The organism is Natronosalvus caseinilyticus, assembly GCF_017357105.1.
GTDB classification, from domain to species: Archaea; Halobacteriota; Halobacteria; order Halobacteriales; family Natrialbaceae; genus Natronosalvus; species Natronosalvus caseinilyticus.
The window spans coordinates 1,856,311-1,874,779 of sequence record NZ_CP071596.1; the positions used below are offsets into that span (position 1 = coordinate 1,856,311).

15 protein-coding genes are annotated in these 18,469 nt (G+C 64.9%); 6 read left to right on the plus strand and 9 right to left on the minus strand.

Annotation, left to right across the window (positions count from 1 at the left end; genetic code table 11):
- Positions 1–5: 5 nt before the first annotated feature.
- Complete coding sequence (locus J1N60_RS08995; protein ID WP_312912391.1) at positions 6–443, plus strand: SHOCT domain-containing protein; 438 nt, start codon at positions 6–8, stop codon at positions 441–443.
- Between the two features lie 66 nt (positions 444–509).
- Positions 510–905 (plus strand): OsmC family protein, encoded by a 396-nt coding sequence (locus J1N60_RS09000; protein WP_312912392.1) that lies wholly within the window; start codon positions 510–512, stop codon positions 903–905.
- A gap of 159 nt (positions 906–1,064) precedes the next feature.
- On the opposite strand, the gene J1N60_RS09005 is transcribed toward J1N60_RS09000, so the two are convergent.
- Positions 1,065–1,508 carry a DUF4870 domain-containing protein gene (locus tag J1N60_RS09005; RefSeq protein WP_312912393.1) on the minus strand — a complete coding sequence of 148 codons (444 nt, stop codon included), beginning with the start codon at positions 1,506–1,508 and terminating at the stop codon, positions 1,065–1,067.
- Positions 1,509–1,649: 141 nt separating this feature from the next.
- Here J1N60_RS09005 and J1N60_RS09010 point away from each other — a divergent pair, with 141 nt between their 5' ends.
- Positions 1,650–2,717, plus strand: coding sequence for an mRNA surveillance protein pelota (locus J1N60_RS09010; RefSeq protein WP_312912394.1), 1,068 nt, complete (start codon positions 1,650–1,652; stop codon positions 2,715–2,717).
- Between the two features lie 25 nt (positions 2,718–2,742).
- Here J1N60_RS09010 and J1N60_RS09015 read toward each other — a convergent pair whose 3' ends face one another.
- The 4 genes from J1N60_RS09015 to J1N60_RS09030 all read right to left on the minus strand — a co-directional run bounded on the left by J1N60_RS09015 (position 2,743) and on the right by J1N60_RS09030 (position 10,754).
- Complete coding sequence (locus tag J1N60_RS09015) at positions 2,743–3,507, minus strand: TrmB family transcriptional regulator (RefSeq protein WP_312912395.1); 765 nt, start codon at positions 3,505–3,507, stop codon at positions 2,743–2,745.
- Positions 3,504–6,629, minus strand: coding sequence for an MMPL family transporter (locus tag J1N60_RS09020; protein ID WP_312912396.1), 3,126 nt, complete (start codon positions 6,627–6,629; stop codon positions 3,504–3,506). The genes J1N60_RS09015 and J1N60_RS09020 overlap by 4 nt, the downstream gene beginning before the upstream one ends.
- Positions 6,630–6,785: 156 nt before the next feature.
- Positions 6,786–9,911, minus strand: coding sequence for an MMPL family transporter (locus J1N60_RS09025; RefSeq protein ID WP_312912397.1), 3,126 nt, complete (start codon positions 9,909–9,911; stop codon positions 6,786–6,788).
- A 108-nt stretch (positions 9,912–10,019) separates the two neighbouring features.
- The gene (locus tag J1N60_RS09030) at positions 10,020–10,754 is read right to left on the minus strand and encodes an MBL fold metallo-hydrolase (RefSeq protein WP_312912398.1); all 735 of its coding nucleotides are present in this window, start codon (positions 10,752–10,754) and stop codon (positions 10,020–10,022) included.
- A gap of 161 nt (positions 10,755–10,915) precedes the next feature.
- On the opposite strand from J1N60_RS09030, the gene J1N60_RS09035 reads away from it, so the two are divergent.
- Complete coding sequence (locus J1N60_RS09035) at positions 10,916–11,572, plus strand: DUF7344 domain-containing protein (RefSeq protein ID WP_312912399.1); 657 nt, start codon at positions 10,916–10,918, stop codon at positions 11,570–11,572.
- 189 nt (positions 11,573–11,761) lie between these two features.
- On the opposite strand, the gene J1N60_RS09040 is transcribed toward J1N60_RS09035, so the two are convergent.
- Positions 11,762–12,280: a DUF21 domain-containing protein gene (locus tag J1N60_RS09040; RefSeq protein ID WP_312912400.1), complete on the minus strand. Its 519-nt coding sequence runs from the start codon at positions 12,278–12,280 to the stop codon at positions 11,762–11,764.
- Positions 12,281–12,860: 580 nt separating this feature from the next.
- Positions 12,861–13,532, minus strand: coding sequence for a phosphate signaling complex protein PhoU (gene phoU, locus J1N60_RS09045; protein WP_312912401.1), 672 nt, complete (start codon positions 13,530–13,532; stop codon positions 12,861–12,863).
- A gap of 311 nt (positions 13,533–13,843) precedes the next feature.
- On the opposite strand from phoU, the gene J1N60_RS09050 reads away from it, so the two are divergent.
- Positions 13,844–14,110, plus strand: coding sequence for a MarR family transcriptional regulator (locus J1N60_RS09050; protein WP_312912402.1), 267 nt, complete (start codon positions 13,844–13,846; stop codon positions 14,108–14,110).
- Positions 14,111–14,342: 232 nt separating this feature from the next.
- Here J1N60_RS09050 and J1N60_RS09055 read toward each other — a convergent pair whose 3' ends face one another.
- Both J1N60_RS09055 and J1N60_RS09060 read right to left on the minus strand, forming a co-directional pair.
- Positions 14,343–15,359: a lipid II:glycine glycyltransferase FemX gene (locus J1N60_RS09055; protein WP_312912403.1), complete on the minus strand. Its 1,017-nt coding sequence runs from the start codon at positions 15,357–15,359 to the stop codon at positions 14,343–14,345.
- Between the two features lie 2 nt (positions 15,360–15,361).
- On the minus strand, positions 15,362–16,975 hold the full coding sequence (locus J1N60_RS09060) for an alkaline phosphatase family protein (RefSeq protein ID WP_312912404.1): 1,614 nt from the start codon (positions 16,973–16,975) through the stop codon (positions 15,362–15,364).
- Between the two features lie 229 nt (positions 16,976–17,204).
- Here J1N60_RS09060 and J1N60_RS09065 point away from each other — a divergent pair, with 229 nt between their 5' ends.
- Positions 17,205–18,440 carry a DegT/DnrJ/EryC1/StrS family aminotransferase gene (locus J1N60_RS09065; protein ID WP_312912405.1) on the plus strand — a complete coding sequence of 412 codons (1,236 nt, stop codon included), beginning with the start codon at positions 17,205–17,207 and terminating at the stop codon, positions 18,438–18,440.
- The last annotated feature ends 29 nt before the right edge of the window (positions 18,441–18,469 follow it).

Genomic DNA, 18,469 nt, shown 5'->3' on the forward strand with positions numbered 1-18,469 from the left:
AACCGATGACCGACGATCTCGCTGCGTTCGTGGCCGACGACCTCTGGTTGCTCGTCGCTATCGTGACCTTCGCCCTCGCCGGACTGGCGGGCGTCGCGGGTCTCGGGGGGCTGGCCGGAGCCATTACGATCGTCGGCTGGTTTCTCCTCACGCCGGTGTTTCTGTTCTGGGGCGAGGAACTGGCAGCGATCGCTTTCGAGTCCGACGAACCCGCCCGCGGGGGCGACGAGCGAGCGCGCCAACGAGCGCACGAGCCGCTCGAGACGCTCAAGGATCGCTACGCCCGCGGCGAGATCGACGACGCGGAGTTCGAACGACGGCTCGATCGGCTCGTAGAAACTGACGAGGCAATCGGGCGCGTCGACCGGAGTCGCTCCGTCGACAGACACAGTTCCGACCGCTCCAACGAGTTCGATGCGGAACCGGCCCTCGAGCAGGAGTGACAGACTCCGGCGACCCCGTCCGAGAGAACAACGTTTACGCCGCGGGGGCACGATTGTCGACGTGCAATGACGAAAGAAGTCACCACCATCTCGGAGGAGGGATTTAGTGCGACGAACGAGGTTCGCGACTTCAGCGTCGACATCGACGCCACCGGCGAGGAGGCCCCGGACACGCTCGAGAGCCTGCTCGCGGCCTACGGCTCCTGTTACGTCCCCGCCCTGCGCGTCGGCGGTCAGCAGCGCGGCGTCGAGGAGCTGGGGAAAATCGAGATCGACGTCTCCGGTGACCTGAACGACGACGACAAACTCGAGTCGACGGCGTTCGACATCCGCGTCGAAGCGGACGTCGACGACGAGACGGGCCAGAAGATCATCGACCGCGCGTTCGAACTCTGCAAAGTCCACGACGCGCTGAAGGACAGCCTCCACGCCGACGCGTCGTTCCAGGGTGACGCGTTCTAAGCGCGACGGCAGTCATCGATCGACGTTTTCACGGCCCACCGGCGCTGTTTTTCGCCGCCCTGGAACGGGTCGTCGTCCCACGCAGTACGACGGGGTTGGTTCACGGCTATGGAAAAGGTGTACTCGAGTTGCCCAGAGCAGGGTCGATTCTCGAGCCGATCAGAGCAGGGTCGATTCCGCGAGGTTCCCGACGACCGGGATTCGAGTGCGCTTGCCCTGGAACGCCGTCACGACCAGGTAGAGCCAGACCAGGAAGAGCGCGAACCAGACGAACAGCGAGACGATCGAGAGCCCGGCCCCGACGAGCCACCCGATCAGGAAGACGTCGCCGAGGACGACCGAAACCGTCACCCCGACGATCGTCAGACCTGCGTACAGGGCAATCGCGCCGACGCAGAGAGCGATGCACTGGGCGGCGTGGAACCTGGCGAACTCGTTTTCGTCCTCGAGCAGGTAGACGAGTAGCCCGCCGACGAGGGTGAAGTACGAGAGTGCCCCGAGGACGTTCTCGTCCGGTCCGAGGCTCGTCTCCTGGGTTCGTTCGTCGGCGATCGTCGTCTCCGCGACGTCCGTCACGTCAGGTGCGGGAGTGTCGTTTGACATGTGCGTACGTCCCTCACCACGTCGACCCTGATATCCTCATCTCGTGAAATTTGTTCACGGCGTGAGACGCGCTCGAGCCGGTTCGACACCTAACCGCGGCCGACCGCAGGTAACTTACCCCACCGGCGTTCATCACGGAGTATGCAGATCAAGAGTCGCGAGCCCCTCGAGGGCGGGCGCGAGCGGGTGACGGTCGTCCCCGAGAGCGTCGACGACCTCTGGCACCTCCAGTACGTCCTCGAACCGGGCGACCGCGTCGCCGGCGACACCACCCGGCGAATCCAGCGCGACGACGAGCAGATGCGCGATACGGGCGGCGAGCGCGAACACATGTGGGTCGCCATCGCCGTCGACGACGTCGAGTTCCACAAGTTCGCCAACCGACTCCGGGTCGGCGGCGAGATCGTCGCCTGCTCCCGAGAGGACCAGCTGGGCTTTCACCACACGCTGAACGTCGAGGCCCGCGACGAACTCTCGATCGACAAGCGGTTCAAGCCCGACCAGAACGAGCGACTCGAGGAGGCCGCCGAGGCCACCGAAAACCCGGACGTCGCCATCGCGACCGTCGAGGAGGGCGAGGCCCACGTCCACACGGTCGCCCAGTACGGGACCGAGGAACGAGCCTCGATCACAGGCCCGACGGGGAAAGGTGAGTACGCCCGTGACCGCTCGGAACTGTTCGCCGAGCTCGGTACCATCCTCTCGCGTCTCGAGGTCGACGCGATCATCCTCGCGGGGCCCGGGTTCACGAAACAGGACGCGCTGAAGCACCTCGAGCGCAATCACCCCGAGGTTGCCGAACAAATAACGATGGTCGACACTGCGGGCGTCGGCGACCGCGGGGTCCACGAGGTGCTCAAACGCGGTGCCGTCGCGGACGTCCAGGAGGAGACCCGGATCGAGTCGGAGGCCGCCTACATCGACGAACTCACGAAACGGATCGCCGAGGGAGCGAAAGCGGCCTACGGCCCCGAGGCGGTCGCCCAGGCCGCCGAATACGGCGCCATCGAACGACTGCTCGTCCTGGACGAGAAGCTCCGCAAGGAACGCGGTCCCGAGGGCGACTGGGCGATAAACGTCGACGACGTCGTCCGGACGGCCGAACAGAAAGGCGGCGACGTGACAGTCTTCTCGAGCGAGTTCCCGCCGGGCGAACAACTCTCGAATCTCGGCGGTATCGCGGCGCTGTTGCGGTATCGACTCGAGTAAGCTGTCCTAGCCCCGCGACAGCCAGCTACTCTGCCCGTCCGCGCGCTTCGCTGTTCGCCTCGATCAACTGGATCAACACCGAGGCGAACAGCGAGTCAGCGCTCCAGATGGCGGTTTCGCTCCCGTCGTCGTCGACGACACTGAGTAGAATCGTCTGGTCGTCGACGATCAGGATCCGTCCCGACCGATCGTCGGCCTGGCGATGTTCCGGGGACTCGAACACCGCGATGCCCTCGAGCCGTTCGAACCGCGACCGGACTTCGGGTTCGGCGCTCACGGCCGTCACTTCGAGGCCCTCCTCGGCGCTGCTCTCGAGCAGTTGTTCGATTTCGTCGGTGACGAGCGGCGGGAGTCGCGCGCCGAATATGATGCGCTCTTCGGCGCGCGAGCAGAGGTCGACCACGCGGTCGTCGATGCGCGCTCGGCCGCGAACCGTCCAGATGTCTTCCTGTTCTTCCTCGCCCCCGGGTTCCTCCCGGACGCGCTCGACGTAGTCGAAGGCGCGCTCCTGTTCTGACTCGAAGCGCGAGCGGAGGATCGAACGCGCTTCCTCGAGGTTCACCGGTCGGTATCGGATGGGACTGGACTGTTGCATCTCGAGGAGTCCGCGGTCGGCGAGGCTCTCGGCCACGCTGTAGACCTGCGAGCGGGGGACGTCGGCGACGCTCGCGACGTCTCGAGCGGTGCCCGAGCCGAGTTGCTGGAGCGCGATGAACACCCGGGCTTCGTAGCTCGTCAGTCCGAGTCGTTCGAAGGACTCGATGGCGTCGTTCTCGGTCGGCGCGCTCACTCGTCGTCACCTCCGGCGGTCGCGTCGCTGGTCTCGTGACCGCTGTCGCCGGCCTCGCGGCCGCCGTCGCTGGCCGGCGTCGGCCGGTCGGTCGACCAGTCGGCACTCGACAGGTCGGGGCCGAGGTAGCGCGTCCAGAGCACCAGGAGCGTCGGGAGGACGATCACGCTCGCGAGGAACGCGTAGATGATCGTCAGCCCGGTGATGATCCCGAACTGGCGAAGGACTGGCAGGATGGCGAACGCGAGGACGCCGAACCCGCCGACGGTCGTCGCGGCGCTGCCCAGGAGCGCGCCGCCGGTGCCGGTGACGGTCGTCTCCATGGCCGTCCAGACGTTCCCCTGGCGCTCGAGCTCGAGCATGTACCGGGAGCTGACGTGGATGCTGTAGGCGATGCCCAGTCCAATCGTGAGGCTGGTGATCATCCCCGTGAGGACGTTGAACGACATCCCCAGCAGATACATCGAGCCGAGGATCCAGCTCACCGCGAGCGCGACCGGCAACAGTGTCACGACCCCCAGCGTCGCGCCCTTCCCCGTCAACCAGTAGGCCAGCGAGAGGAAGACCACGACCGCGACGAGCGTGATCAGCAGGCTTTCAAGGACGGTCTGCATCAGGTCGTTCTCGACGACGTGGTTGACGATCGGGTCGCCGGTAGCGGTCGCCTCCCAGCGCGGGTCGGTGCCGCCGTCGTCGATGCCGTCCGCGATGGCGCGCATCTCCGCGGTGACGTCCGCGAGGTCGGCATTACCCTGGACCGCGATCGATAGCTGGACCGCCTCGTACTCGCCGTCGTCGGTCCGGTAGACGTACTGGGCGGCCGACGGTTCGACCTCGAGCAGGTGGTCGTAGACGCCCTCGAGGTTCTCGGTCGGCACCGAGTCGGGCCCGCCGCCGGCGGCGGTGAAGGTCTCGTTGAACGACTCGTTCTCGGCGGCCACGTCGCGCATGGTCGACAGCGGCCCGGAGACGTCGGCCTCACCGTTCGGCAGGACGTAGACGACGTCCTCGTTCGCGGCGGCGGCCGATTCGGCCGCGTCCAGGCGCTCGAGCGTCTCCGGATCGGTGACGTCGCCTGTCACCAGAACCTGGGCGCGGACGTCCTGGCGCTGGAAGTGGTCGTTGACGTAGTTCAGGTTGGACTTGGCGTTGTATTCGCCCGGACTCAGCGGCCCCAAGTTGTCGGTCCAGGCTGGCGGACTCTCCGCGAGGAAGTCCTCCTCGCTGAAGGAGGTGTCGACCTGGCTCGCGCCGTAGACCCCACCTGCGGTCAACAGGAGTGCCACGACGAGGACCACGAGGGGCACCTTGCGTGCGGCCGTGGATCCGAGGGTGAGAGCGTCGCTGAACCGGCCGCTCCCCGTTCCGAACGCTCGTTTTCGCCGGTCGAACCCGCGGGACTCGAGCAGGTCGTCGAGTTCGACCTTCGCGGCGGGGACGAGCACGCCGAAGATTGCCAGCGCCGCGACGATGCCGAACGAACTGACGATGCCGAAGTCGCGGATGGGGGCGATAGGACTGATGAGGTTCGAGAGGAACCCGATGACCGTCGTCGCGGTCACCCAGACGAGGGCGATGCCGACGCCGGCGAGCGCTACTTTCATCGACCCGCGAACGTCGTCGGTCGTCCGCTCGTCCTCGCGTTGCTCCCGGTGACGCATGAAGACGTGAATCGCGTAGTCGATCGAGAGGCCGATCAATAAGACGGGTACGGCGACGAACATCTGGTTGAACGCGATGTCGGCCCAGCCCATGAAGCCGAACGTCCAGACCAGCACCAGCAGGATGCCGAGGACGCCCAGCGCGATGTCGATCAGGTCGCGGTAGGCGATGGCGAGCGCCGCGACGACGAACAGCAGCGCCAGCGGGCCGACGATGGCCAGGCTGTCGCCCATCGACCGATCGATCTCGTCCGTGATGACGCCCGCACCGAAGATGAGGTACTCCTCGACCCCGTCGTGCTCGCTCGCGAGCGTCTGCATGTCGAGCTGGGCGTCGAGTGCGGGTCCGCCGCCACCGCCCATCTCGGCCATGCCGCCACCCTCGGAGGTCTGGGTGACGAACAGCATTCGCGCCTCGGCAGACGTCTCGCCCGGCTCGTAATCCGCGGGCATGAACGCGAGTGCGGTGGTGTCCTCGCCGTCGTCGGATAGGACGTCTGCGATGAGCTCCTCGTACTCGTCGTCGTCGAGCCCCTCGAGGGCCTCGATCTGTTCCTCGAGCGACGGCTGGTCGGCAGTCTGGAGGGCCTCCTGGTCCGCCTGAAGCGTCTCGCTATCTTCCTCGAGTTGCGCCCACTCGTCGGCGAGCACGCCGGCGGTGCCCTGCTCGAACAGTCCCTCGCGTTGCTCGGCGAGTTCGGCGGACTGGGTCTCGTACTCGTCGTCGCTCACCTCGCCAGCCTCGTACTGGCGCTCGAGCTGGGCCTCTTGGTTGACGACAGCACGGAGGTCGTTGACCGTTGTCTCGAAGGTCGCCGCCTGCTCGGACTCGAGATCCGCAGTCGCTTCGTCGGTGGTTTCCTCGAGTTGGGTTTCGATTGCGGCCGATTCCTCCTCGTACGTTCCCTCGTCGATCTCGCCGTTTTCGTAGGAGGCGTTGAGCGCGGCGTACTCTCGCTCGAGGCCGACGACGGTCACCAGCGACTCGTTGAGTCGTTCGCTCGTCTCGTTGAGCCGTTCGGTCCGATTCTCGAGTTCGGCGCCGCGTTCGGCGAGTTCGGCGGTTTCCTGGCCTCGAATGTGGGTGATCGCGGCGATGTTCTCGACGCCGGTGATGGCGTTTTCGCCGACGAGGGTCGCGTTGATCGACTCGTTCTCGCGAAGCGCCTGCTGGAAGCGAAGCGAGTCGATTAGCGACTCCTGGGAGAGGACGTTCTCGCCGTTGCCGCGGACGATCACCTGGACGGTCGTCGTATTCTCCGCGCCTTCGACAGTGAAGTTCTCGGCGATGTACTCGGAAGCCGCGACTTCCGGCGATTCGCTCTCGAACTGCCCGAGCGAGGAGTCGTCGTCGACCATCGGTGCGCCGGCGCCCACCACGAGCGTGAGCACGAGCATGACCGCGAGCGCCGCCTTGCTGTGGCTCGTGATCGTTCCGGCGATGCGATCGGCGAGGCTCATCTCGAGCCTCCGTTCTCGTCTCGAACTGCTGAGGGCACCATTCTGTTGTTACGATCCTACTAAATCAGCGCATAAATACTCGTTGTTACGATTATACTAACAGAATCAGTGGCTGACAGGCCATTGGAGGTCAGGTGACTCGCGTGGCGACGCAGCTCACTCGCGATCGTCGTCTCGAGTCGGCCGCGACCACAGCGACTTCCTCGAGGGGGCGACCGCGAGCGACGGAACGCGATACGGTTCCGGGGCCAGATACCGCGTCCAGCAGGCGAGTAGCGTCGGCAGGACGAGAACGCTCGCGAGGAAGGCGTACCCGATCGTCAGCGCCGTCACCAGGCCGAACTGCCGGAGCAACGGGACGAGGGCGACGACGAGGACGCCGAAGCCACAGCCGGTCGTCACGACGCTCCCGGCCAGCGCGCCGCCGGTCGTCGACAGCGTCCGTTCGAGGGCGTCCCACGCGGTTTCGCCGGCCTCGAGCGCCCCGAGCTCGTGCGTGTACCGGGTCGTGACGTGGACGCTGTAGTCGATCCCGAGGCCGATCGTCAGGCTCGCCACCATCCCGGTCAGGACGTTGAACGGGAGGCCGAGGATGGCCATCGTCCCAAGCGTGGCGCCGAGGGCGACGACAACGGGAACCGCGGCCACCGCGCCCAGCGTCGCCCCGCGGCCCGTGACCCGGTAGCCGACGGCGAGCAGCGCGACGATCGCCCCGAGTGCGACCGCGAGCGCGCCGACGACGCTCTCGAAGAGGGTGCGCTCGAGTGCGTAGGTGGTGAGCGGCCCGCCGGTTGCGACGGCGTCGACGGCGTCGCCGTCGCCCTCGAGCACTGCGGCGACCGACCGCATCTCCGCAGCCGTCTCGTCGCTCTCGGCGCTGGTCTGCACCCCGACGACCAGTCGAATCGCCTCGTACTCGCCCGTCTCGCTGCGGTAGACGAGATTACTCGCCGAGTCGGGGTTGTACTCGAAGAGGCCGTCGTAGAGGCCCAGGTGGTTCTGGTCGGGCACGCCGTTTCCGGTCCGATCGGCCAGCGAGAACGTCGCATTGAAGGACTCGCTCTCGTCGGCCGTCGCCCGCATCACCGACAGAGGCGACCGAACGTCGGATTCGCCGTCGGGGAGCACGTACACCACCTCGCTCGCCTCTGCGCGCGCCGACGCATCCTCGACTCGCTGGAGGGTATTGCCTGCCGTGACGTCGCCACGTAACAGGATCTGCACCTGTCCGCCCTCGCGCTGGTAGCGCTCCTCGAGCACGTCGAGGGTCGACTGCATCCGGTACTCGCCGGGGGCGAGCGGGCCGAGGTGTGCCGTCCACGACGGGGGATCGTCCGCCAGGAACGAAGTTTCGTCGAACGTGGTGTCGACGTGTGTCGCCCCGTAGGCGCCGCCGGCGGTCACCAGCAGGGCGCAGACGAGGACGACGAGCAGCGCTTTCCGGGCAGCCATCGCGCCCACGGAGAGCGTTCGGGCGACCCGGTCGCTCCCACCGATCGCTCGTCGACGACGGTCGACGCCCCGCGCCTCGAGGGCGGCGTCGAGTTCGACCTTCGCGGCCGGGACTGCGGTCCCGAAGACGACGAGTGCGGAGACGATGCCGAAGGCGCTCACGACCCCGAACTCCCTGATGGGGTCGATTGGGCTGACGACGTTGGCGAGGAAGCCGATGGCCGTCGTCGCGGTGACCAGTACGAACGCCGTTGCGAGCCCTGCGAGTGCGCCGGCCATCGAGGTTCGAACGTCGTCGGTCGTTCGGACGTCCTCGTCCTCGCCTTTGCCATCGTCCTTGCTCTCGCCTTTGCCCCCGCCCTCGCGTTCCTCGCGGTGGCGCATCACCACGTGGATCGCGTAGTCGATCGAGAGCCCGATCAGCAGGACGGGAACGGCCACGAACACCTGCGTGAACGCGACGTCGGCCCACCCGGCCATCCCGAGCGTCCAGACGAGTACCATCACCGTACCCGTGACGCCCAGCGCGATGTCGAGAACGTCGCGGTAGGCGATGGCGAGTGCCACGATCACGAAGAGTAGCGCGAGTGGGCCGACGATCACGAGGCTATCGGCCACCGCGCGGTCTACCTCGTCGGCCACCAGTCCCATCCCGAAGACCAGGTTCTCCTCGCCGCGCTCGAGCACGCGCTCCTCGAGGGCGAGTTGGCTCTCGACGATGTCGGGACCAACCTCGCCGGGCGGCCCTGCCCCGCGGTCGAGCGACTGGGTCACGAGCAGCAGTCGCTCGTCGGATTCCAGCGATCCCGGTTCGTACGACGACGGGAGGAGGCGAAGCGCTGCCGCACTTCCCGGGCCGCCCTCGGCCAGCACCAGGGTGATCGCCCGGTCGAACCGGTCGTCGTCGGCACGTTCGAGGGCCGAAATCTGCTCTTCGAGCGGCGGTCGGTCGAGGCGCTCGACCCCGTCGCGTTCGGCCTCGAGTTCCCGCGCTTCCTGCTGGAGGGACTGGAGGTCGTCGCCGAAGAGCCAGCGCGAGCCGTCGACGATAGCCTGTTCACGGTCGTCCTCGAGGGTCTCCATTCGAGCCTCGTACTCCCGGTCCGTGACGGAACCCGCGGCTCGCCGGCGCTCGAGGTCGGCCATCTCACTTTCGATCGCTCGGACGGTCGCGGCCGCCCGCTCGAACTGCGTGGTTCGCTCCTGATCGAGGTCGGCCGTCGCGTTCGAAACCGTCGCGTTCAGGTCGGCCTCGATGGCGGCCGCCCGCCGGTCGTACTCCTCGTCGCTCACCTCGCCGGCCGCGTAGGAGTCGTTCAGGGCCTCGTAGTCGGCCTGGAGCGAGCCGACGCTCTCGAGCGCCGACGCGAGGCCGTCGATCCGTTCTTCGAGGTCGCTCACCCGGGTCTCGAGTTCAGTGGCGCGTACCTCGAGGGCGTCCGCCTGTTCCAGCCGGATAATTGCCGTAGCGACGACGTTCTCGATTCCGAGCGTCGAGTCGTTCTCGACTAGCGTCGGCCCGATCGCCTCGTCATCGCGGAGCGACTGCTGGAATCGGAGCCCCTCGAGCAACGACTCGCGCTCGAGGGCCTTCTCGTCGGTGACGACGACGTGCGCGGTCGTCGTGTTCTCGCCCCGTTCCTCGAAGTGGCGGTCGGCGTACGCGAGCGCCTCGCTTTCGGGGGTGTCGGTCCGGAACTGCTCGAGGGTAGTGTCCGTCTCGAGGGCAGGAATCCCCGCGCCGAAGAGTAGCGTTGCGAGGAGACAACCGACCAGCACGAACCGTGCGTGGGTCGTGATCGCCTCGACCAGTCGGGAGCGTCGCCTCACGCGACCACCTGCTGACCGTGCGACCCGTCTCCCTGCATTCGATGAGCCGTTGACAGGCCGCGAGTATATAACTTGATGACGGTGCGTCTCGAGTCGGTGTGCCCGAAGCTACTCGACCGAAATCGTCTGGAGGTCCTCGGCGAATCGGACGTCGCCGTCGTAGTGACGAGCGATCGACTCGCGCATCTCCGTGTGGCGGCCGTCCGTGTGAGGGTAGAGGTGGCTCAGGTAGACGCGACCGATTTCGTGGCCCTCGAGGACCTTCCCGAGTTCGCTCGGCGTCGGGTGGTTCGAGACGTCGACGTCGTCGGGGAACGAACAGTCGTGGATCAAGATTGCCGAGCCGTCGGCGAAGTTCGCCAGCCCCGCGAACGCCTCCGTGTCGCCGCTGAAGGTGACGTAGTCACCGAAGCGGTAGGCCAGACACGGCAGCGAGTGACGCGTCTCGTAGGCCTCGACGTCGAAGTCAGCCACCGTGAACGAGCCAGCCACGACCTCCCTGACCCGCAACTCGAGTCTGTCCTGCATGTACTCGTGGACATCGAGCAACCCGTCGACGAGCGACTTCGTTCCCTGCGGGCCGACGACCTCGAGGTGTTCTTCGCCGGCGAGCCACCGGGCTTTCATCAGCGGAAGCAGATCGGAGACGTGATCCAGGTGGTGGTGGGTCAGGAGGACGCTCGAGATTGCCTCGAAGCCGACGCCCGACTGCTGCAGCCGTTGGAGGACGCCTGCACCGCAGTCGACGAGGACGGTCCGTCCCTCGTTCTGGACGAGCAACCCGGTCTGGAACCGTTCACCGGTCGGGATTGCGCTGCCGGTGCCGAGAAACGTGACGCGCATACTCGTAGATGTGGCCGGATCACGGATATATGTTCGTGGCTGACTCGGCGGTGAGCCGTCGTTCGGTCGATCGGTTCGAACCGATGTTCACCGTCCTATCAAAAGTGATAGGTGAATCCATCAATTTATATGATGTGGTTTACGTATCGGGTAACGTACAAATGAGCCCCGGGGAGTCCACCCCGCCGGATCCGGCGTTAGCGGTCGGGGAAGCGTCAGCGACCGACGGGCGTCGTTTGGGTGACTCCCCGTCGTCGCTTCCTCCTGATGACCGGTATCACATTTTACAGACGCGTCGTCGTCGCGATACGCTCCGGTACCTCCGCCGCCGCGACGAACCTGTCGACGTCCGGGATCTCGCCGAGTGGGTCGCCGCGCGCGAACACGAGACGACGACGGAGCAGTTGACCTCCCGCCAGCGCCAGCGCGTCTACATCTCGCTCTACCAGACGCACCTGCCCAAACTCGACGAGTACGGGGTCGTGCGCTATCACAAAGACCGCGGGGCCGTCACCCCGCTGGCGCTCGTCGAACACTTCGACGAGTACCTCGCCCCCTCCGAGGCCAGGGATGGAGTCGAGGGCAATGACGAATCCGAGGGCGCTCGAGCGTGGTGGCGACCGTACCTCGCCCTCTCCGGTCTCGGCGTCGCCCTGGTCGGTCTGGCGGCGGGCGGCGTTCTCCCGCTCCCCGCGCTCGCCGCCGCAGGCCTCGTCATTTCCTCGTTCGCGATACTGTCGATTTTTCACGCGCTGGTGGCGACGGGGCGGACGAACGGACTCGACCTCGAGGCGATAGCAACCAGGATTGGTCGGTGACCGCAGCAAAAAGGACCGGTCGGCGACCATAATTGCACTGCAGCGCGGGCGACTCGGCTTCGTTAAACCCCTCGAGCGGTGATAGGTTTCGGTAAGACTGCTGAATACAGGGCGCGAATCGGTCACTCCTCGTTCAGTGAGAAGCGGCGATACAGATTGGTTGATACAACCTGTGGAGAGTATAGCCGCTCAGTCGTCAAGATATGGTTTCTCAACATGTGGGTCGCCCCCAATAAGCGTCGTCAGCCACCGAGTGACGGTATCGAACAACGCAACGAGTGGACCCAGTGCGCGTTCGACGTACGAAATCGGGCGGGCGACGCGGAGACTCCAGGACTCTGCATGGCCGAGCCCGTACGATTTCGGCACGATTTCTCCGAAGACGAGGATTAGAACGCTGACGCTGAGTGTTGCTATTACGACGGCGAACCCAGGGGGAACGAACCGTGCAACAAGAAGTGTGATGATGCTGGTGATGGCGATGTTAACGAGGTTGTTCCCGACCAGCAGTGTGACGAGGAGTCGATGCGGGTTCGCACGGAGTTGTTGGAGCATACGACTATCTCGTGTACTGTCTTCGGGAGTAGTCTCCACCCATTCATCCGGGAGTGAAAAGATCGCTGACTCACTGCTGGAAAAGAACGCACTCAATGACAATAGAATCATGACTGCGATAAGGGACGGAACCAAGAACAAGTATGTACTCATGTTTGACTCATATAAAGGTAGCTGTATGAATACCGGTGGTTGATTCGCAAGCGTAGTGAGCGGGTGGTCCAACTTTCTCAACGTGAAACAAACACAGCAATCGTGCTGAATATATCCTCTGAGTCGGTCACGCCGCTCCTGACAGAAACTCAGTAGTTCGAACAACCCGTGCTGAACTCAGAGGGCGAGTGTCGTATGAGGCTTGACTCACTTCGTGTGAAGAAGATCCTCAGCATAATCCACCGATGAATCATCCAAGAAGGAGGTTTTAGTGACTATCTTCTGTCGGTTCGGATATGAGAAGTGATCCGAGTGTTATGAGAAGTCCACCATAAAGCAAAACAAGGGGAAGGGATGCTCTTCCCCCACCGGTCAATTGCCAAGTGAGATAGTCATCGATGCGGAGGAACCCTCCGAGAACCGTTATATGAAGACCAATAAGAGTTACATGAGTTTTGTTTATTCTCATTGGAATTATTTGGTGATTGAATGTCATAACAGTTCTGATTCGCTGCATCCACCCTCTGTATGCAGCACGCGATTCCTATCAATTACGAAGGAACTCAACAGAGCCGGCGACTCAGTAGATGAGTTCGTCGTCGTTCTCGACCATGTACAGCGTCCGGGCAGCGATGTTGACCGCGTGGTCGCCCACCCGTTCGAGGTCTCGAATCGTCAACAGGAGTCGAGAGACGTCCTGGAGGAGGCTTTCGACCTCGTCGGGGGCGTCGAGTTCCCGCTCGATGAGATCCCGAACGACGATCTCGCTCGCTCGTTCGGCGAAGTGGTCGAGGTCGTCGTCCCGAACCGCGAGTTCTCGGCAGGCGTCGACGTCCTCCTCGTCGTAGGCTCGCAATGCGTCGTCGATCATCTCGAGAGTCAAATCGCCCATCGCCTGCACGTCGACGTCGGGAAAGAGGTCCTGTTCCGCGTCGATGGTGTACTCTCCGAGGTTGACCGCCAGGTCGCCGATCCGCTCGAGGTCGGTGATGACCTTGAACGACGAGGCGATGAACCGCAGATCGCTGGCGACTGGCTGCTGGAGCGCCAGGAGGTCGATACACTGTTGCTCGAGGTCGAGGTACATTCGGTTGATCTCGCCATCACCCGTGATGACCTCCTGGGCAAGGTCCTCGTCTTTTTGCTCGAGCGCATCGAGGCCCATCCGGAGGCGTTCCATGACGACCTCACCCATGTAACAGATGTCCGATCGAAGCTCCAGAAGCTGTTCCTGGTAGGAGGTTCTGGCCATGCACGAATCACCACGGCCGGCGTCCAAATACCTTACGTACGGGTGCATCATCTCCGCGTCGGCGTTCCGGACTCGAGCGCGTCGAACACGCCCGACCGGACCCTCGTTTGCTACGGCAGAAACGATTATACACCCTATATGAGATCGTTGTACTGGCGGAAAATCGCCGCTACGACCCATTTTACGGGTTTCAGTCTCGAGGCGAGTCAATCACAGTGTATCGACGTATAGTGACCGCATAGTTCCGTGAACGATGGGCGCCGTTGATAGTGCGGTCCGTGGTCGAATCACGTACCGACCCGCCTCGACCAATGAGCGTCACAGATACCGAACACACTAGCGACGAATCGACGCAGAGTACACTGGTAAGCGACCTCCCGCCGAGTGCCAAACTGGTTTACAAGGTGCTCGAGTACGAGGGCGCGATGACCCAGGAAGAGATTGCGACGGAGTCTCGGTTGTGCGCGCGGACCGTCCGCTACGCGCTCACGAAACTCGAGAACGTCGACTGTGTCGACAGCCGCCCGTCGCTGCGAGACGCGCGCCGGTCGATCTACACGGTCGACGGCGAGTTGTAACGGCTGATTCGGCCGTTCTTCGGTCGGGGGTGGCCCGCCCCGTACCCCTGTCACACCATCGCACCACCACTATCGGGCCACCCATTCTTCGATCGCTCACCTGGTGAGCCGTCGGTTCGTCCCTCGAGCCGTGACCTGCCGGAAACCTCCCGGACATGACCTGCCATCGTCTCTCGCTCGTCGGCCGCTTCATCGCTCGTCCACCACTTCCCCACACCTCCCCTCCCTCGTCTCACTTTCGCTTCCGATACCTGTCGATCAGCACGTCGAGTCCGAACGCCCCAGACGTGACCGTGTAGTGGGTCTCGAGACGCGGATTGAACTTTGCTTTGTAGCGGTTGATGCTCGGCACGCCCGCTCCGACCAGGTCGTAGCGCTCGAGGCCGGCCTCGAGGCCGTCGCGCATGACGTGCCAGTCGAGCAGATCGTTGACCGGCAGGTCGACGTCCGCGTCCGGTTTCACCCCACCCTGCCAGCGAAACCGCGTCGAGTCCGACTCGAGCACCAGGATGCCTCCCTGGACGTCACCGTTCACGCGACAGACGTACGGCCGGACCGACCCTCGGGGGAGGTCCTCGTAGAGCGACCGAACGAACGACGCGGAGAGGTGAAACGACCGACCCTGACTCGCGTAGCGCGACCGGACCTGCTCGATGATCCGGTCGATGTCGTCGATCGACCCCTCTTCGACGACGTACACGCCCTCGAAATCCTCGGCGTTTCGCACGTTGGACCTGGCGTCGCCGCTGAAGGTGTCGAGCAAGCGGTCGGGGTCGTCCCCGAGGTCGACGACGTAGGTGTAGGTCGGGTCGACCTCGTAGCCGTTCCAGACGAAGGGGCGAACGTCGCCGATGCGAACCGACTCGAATTTGGCGTACATTGGCGAGAGATGCTCGTCGATCCACTCGAGGCTCTCCTCCAGAAACGTCTTCATCCGCCGGTCGGCCTTGCGCCGTTTCAGCTTCTCGAAATTGCACGTGACCGGTCCGAGATAGCAGCTCCAGGAGTACGGCGCCGGCGAGAACGCGCTCGTGATCGGCCCCTTCCTGAACTCGAACACGGGAAAGAGGCCGACGACCTCCTGTCCCTTGAACCCGACCAGCGGGTGGACCGCCGTGCTCGTGTCCTCCGCCTGCAGCGCGAGCGACTCGGCCCGGTAGAACGGGTGCGTCCGGTCTGCGCGCTCGACGTACCGGTTCCACTCGTCGGCGTCCTCGCGGACGTCCAGCCGTTCGATTTCGATGCCCATGATCAGAGGTACCCCAGGTCGGTCAGTCGCTCCTCGACGGTCGCGTCGTCGGTGGCCGTAATCGCGTCCGGTTCGTAGCTCGGGTACGCGACGCGTTCGTTCGCCTCGACCACCGGGAGGACCTCGCCGTCCATCGCCGCGTCGACGTTTACGTCGAAGAACGAGCAGATCGTCGGCGCGACGTCGAAGATCGTCGCGTCCGAGAGCGAGGCGTCCTCGTCGAAGGCCGTCCCGGCCGCGGCGATCACGCCCGTTCGCTTGTGGTTCCAGGTCTCCCAGGGCTCGGCGAAGTGTTCGCCCTCGAGTCCCTCGACGACCGCGTTGTCGAAGCCCGCCGGAACCGTCACGATGTCGGGTGCGCGCTCGAGTTCGGGCCCGTCGAAGACCGCCTCTCGCGGCTCGACGGCCTCGAACATCGGTTCGCCGTCGGGCGTCTCGACGGCACGGAGGTCCTCGATGAGGGCCTGCCGGTAGGCGTCGTACTCCCCGGTCGACACCTGGCCGTTGGGCTCTCGTCCCTCGAGGTTGATCCTGACGCCGAGTTCGCTCTTCGAGCGGAGGTACGCCCTCGAGTTCGGGAAGTCGACCTGCTCGCTCGCCGACCGGATCACGTCGTTCGGCACTCGTTTTCCCACGGCCTCCTTCACCCCGACGCGATCGAGCAGGTTTGCGACGCGCTGGGTGGTGATACCGGCCCGGGCAGCCAGGTTCATCGCTCGCTCGAGCGTGTTCCGGTCGTGAGCGCCCGCCGATTCTCCCTCGAGCAGGTCGTTCTGCCAGGCTCGCGACCAGGTGGGCATCCCCTCGCCGCCGCTCCTGGTGACCACGTCCCCGCGGTCGCGGAGGAATTCGTTGATACGGAACTCCCAGCCCTCGACTCGACCCATGCCGTGGTCGCTGACGACGAGGACGTTGTCCGGTTCGAACTCGAGGATGATCCGGGTGAGCTGGTCGTCGACGGCCCGGTAGACCGCCTCGACGGCTCGTTTCTCGCCTGGACGTTCGTGAAACACGGAGTCGGTCTGCTGGAACTGGAGGAAGGCGAACGCGGGGTCGAATCGTTCGAGGAGGTATCGAAAGGCCCGTCCTCGCCCTTCGATCGTCCGCTCGTAGCTCTCGATCGACGTCTCGGGTTCGGGACCGCTCCGGGGATAGACCCAGTACTCGCCGCACTCGGCTGTAATCTCCTCGAGAATCCCTTCGGGATGGCACGGCGGATCCTCCGGCGCGGTCATTCCAGGAATCAGCGCGCCGTCGAACTCTCGCGTCGGGTGGGTCACGGGCACGTTGACGACGACGCTCGAGAGGCCGTGGTCGCTCAGCAGTTCCCAGATCGGGCGGGCGCGAACGTGCGAAGCGTTGACCACGTCCCAGTCGTACCCCTCGAACCGGAGGAAGTCGTAGACGCCGTGTTTGCCCGGGTTCTGTCCCGTGTAGAGGCTGGGCCAGGCGCTCGCCGTCCACGGTGGCAACTGTGACTCGAGCGGGCCGGAGGCTCCGACCTCGAACAGGCGACGAAGCGTCGGCGTCGTTCCCGCCTCGAACAGTGGCTCGAGCACCGGAAAACAGGCGGCGTCGAGCCCTACGACGAGCAGTTGTGGTCCGTCGTCATCCATACTCGAGTGTTGGCTGTCGGCGCCATTGTTATGCGACTGTATTGACCGTGTACGTCGAGATTTCCCCCAGTCGGCGGACGATACAGCGGGGTTCCGGGGGGCTGTAAGTCGACGTTGAACGGTCGAACCGATTCGTATCGTCCGCATCACTAAGCCGGTGGCTGTCCGTGGTTTCGCCGACGATGGCAGGACGGAAATCGACCGACTGTAGGCAGACGTGGGCGAATCGATGATCGGGGGAACGCCATCGGTGCTCGCGTCGATCCGCGACGGTGGACGTCCTCTCCTCGAGCAGGCAATCGTTGGACCGACTCGATTCCGAGCCACGGGTGCGCTCGCGGACGACACTCCTTCAGCGTCTCGCCCGAAACGCCCGACCGTCGCCTCCTACCTCGAGCGGCGTGCCGATGAAATGGCGTACTACGGCTCGAGCAAGGCTGCGCTCCGCGACGGCCTCGCGACGCTCCTGGCGATGGACGGAGACGGGGCAACGAACGTCGCCCTCCCCGCGTACCTCCCCGACGCCGTCGTCGAGCCGATTCGCGAACTCGGCCTCGAACCCCGGCACTACGCCATCACCGAGTCGCTCGCGCCGGACCGCCGGGACCTCGAGTCCCGCATCGACGACCGGACGCTCGCCGTCGTCTCCGTGAACTACTTCGGATTTCCCCAGCCGGAATTCGACGTGATCGAGACGCTGGTCGACGAGTACGACTGCTCCCACGTCGAGGACAACGCCCATGGCCCGCTCAGCCTCGAGCGTGGTCGATTGCTCGGAACGCGAGGCGACGTCGGCGTGACCAGCCTGTGGAAACTGCTGGCGATCCCGAACGGGGCGGTGCTCTACCTCTCGGATCCGGACGTCTCGGCCCGGTTCGAGCCATCCACCCTCGCCGGCGTCGACGGTCGCGTTCGACGGTCGGACCTCGAGTTCGTCTGTAAATCGCTCGCGTCCGACGCCTTCGCTCGGTGTCCGTCGCTCGAGGACGCCGTCACTGGGTTCTCGAGGACCAATCGCGGCGGCGAGGTGATTCCCGATCCGAATCGACGATACGAGGCGTCGAAACGGCGGCTGTCGCGACTGTCGGCGTTGGTAATCGCGGGATCGAACCCCGACGAAATCCGTTCGCGCCGACGGGAGAACTACCGCGCCTGGACCTCGTTGCTCACGAATCGCCCCGACGTCGACCCCCTCTTCGAGACGCTCCCACCGGGGGCCTGCCCCCAGGTCTTCCCCGTCCGGACCGACCGACCCGAACGGCTTCGTCGCCTGCTCGAGTCCCACGGCGTCGGCGGCGTGCACACCTGGCCGCGGCTCTCGCGGCCGGTGCTCGAGGACTACGCCTACGAGACGGCCCACCGGCTCTCGGAGACGGTCGTCCTCCTGCCGGTTCACCAGCACGTCGATCCGGACGCGATCCGAGCGGTCGAACGGGCTATCGAGCGCCGCCTCGAGCCCGAATGACGAGCGTTCAATTCTCGCCTCACGACGCA

What these genes read in the sequence shown, in the direction of transcription:
- J1N60_RS09065 (WP_312912405.1), top strand. Translation starts at nt 17,205, where the DNA reads ATGATCGGGGGAACGCCATCGGTGCTCGCGTCGATCCGCGACGGTGGA.
- J1N60_RS09055 (WP_312912403.1), bottom strand. Translation starts at nt 15,359, where the DNA reads ATGGGCATCGAAATCGAACGGCTGGACGTCCGCGAGGACGCCGACGAG.
- J1N60_RS09030 (WP_312912398.1), bottom strand. Translation starts at nt 10,754, where the DNA reads ATGCGCGTCACGTTTCTCGGCACCGGCAGCGCAATCCCGACCGGTGAA.
- phoU (WP_312912401.1), bottom strand. Translation starts at nt 13,532, where the DNA reads ATGGCCAGAACCTCCTACCAGGAACAGCTTCTGGAGCTTCGATCGGAC.
- J1N60_RS09040 (WP_312912400.1), bottom strand. Translation starts at nt 12,280, where the DNA reads ATGAGTACATACTTGTTCTTGGTTCCGTCCCTTATCGCAGTCATGATT.
- J1N60_RS08995 (WP_312912391.1), top strand. Translation starts at nt 6, where the DNA reads ATGACCGACGATCTCGCTGCGTTCGTGGCCGACGACCTCTGGTTGCTC.
- J1N60_RS09010 (WP_312912394.1), top strand. Translation starts at nt 1,650, where the DNA reads ATGCAGATCAAGAGTCGCGAGCCCCTCGAGGGCGGGCGCGAGCGGGTG.
- J1N60_RS09050 (WP_312912402.1), top strand. Translation starts at nt 13,844, where the DNA reads ATGAGCGTCACAGATACCGAACACACTAGCGACGAATCGACGCAGAGT.
- J1N60_RS09005 (WP_312912393.1), bottom strand. Translation starts at nt 1,508, where the DNA reads ATGTCAAACGACACTCCCGCACCTGACGTGACGGACGTCGCGGAGACG.
- J1N60_RS09035 (WP_312912399.1), top strand. Translation starts at nt 10,916, where the DNA reads ATGAGCCCCGGGGAGTCCACCCCGCCGGATCCGGCGTTAGCGGTCGGG.
- J1N60_RS09000 (WP_312912392.1), top strand. Translation starts at nt 510, where the DNA reads ATGACGAAAGAAGTCACCACCATCTCGGAGGAGGGATTTAGTGCGACG.
- J1N60_RS09020 (WP_312912396.1), bottom strand. Translation starts at nt 6,629, where the DNA reads ATGAGCCTCGCCGATCGCATCGCCGGAACGATCACGAGCCACAGCAAG.
- J1N60_RS09060 (WP_312912404.1), bottom strand. Translation starts at nt 16,975, where the DNA reads ATGGATGACGACGGACCACAACTGCTCGTCGTAGGGCTCGACGCCGCC.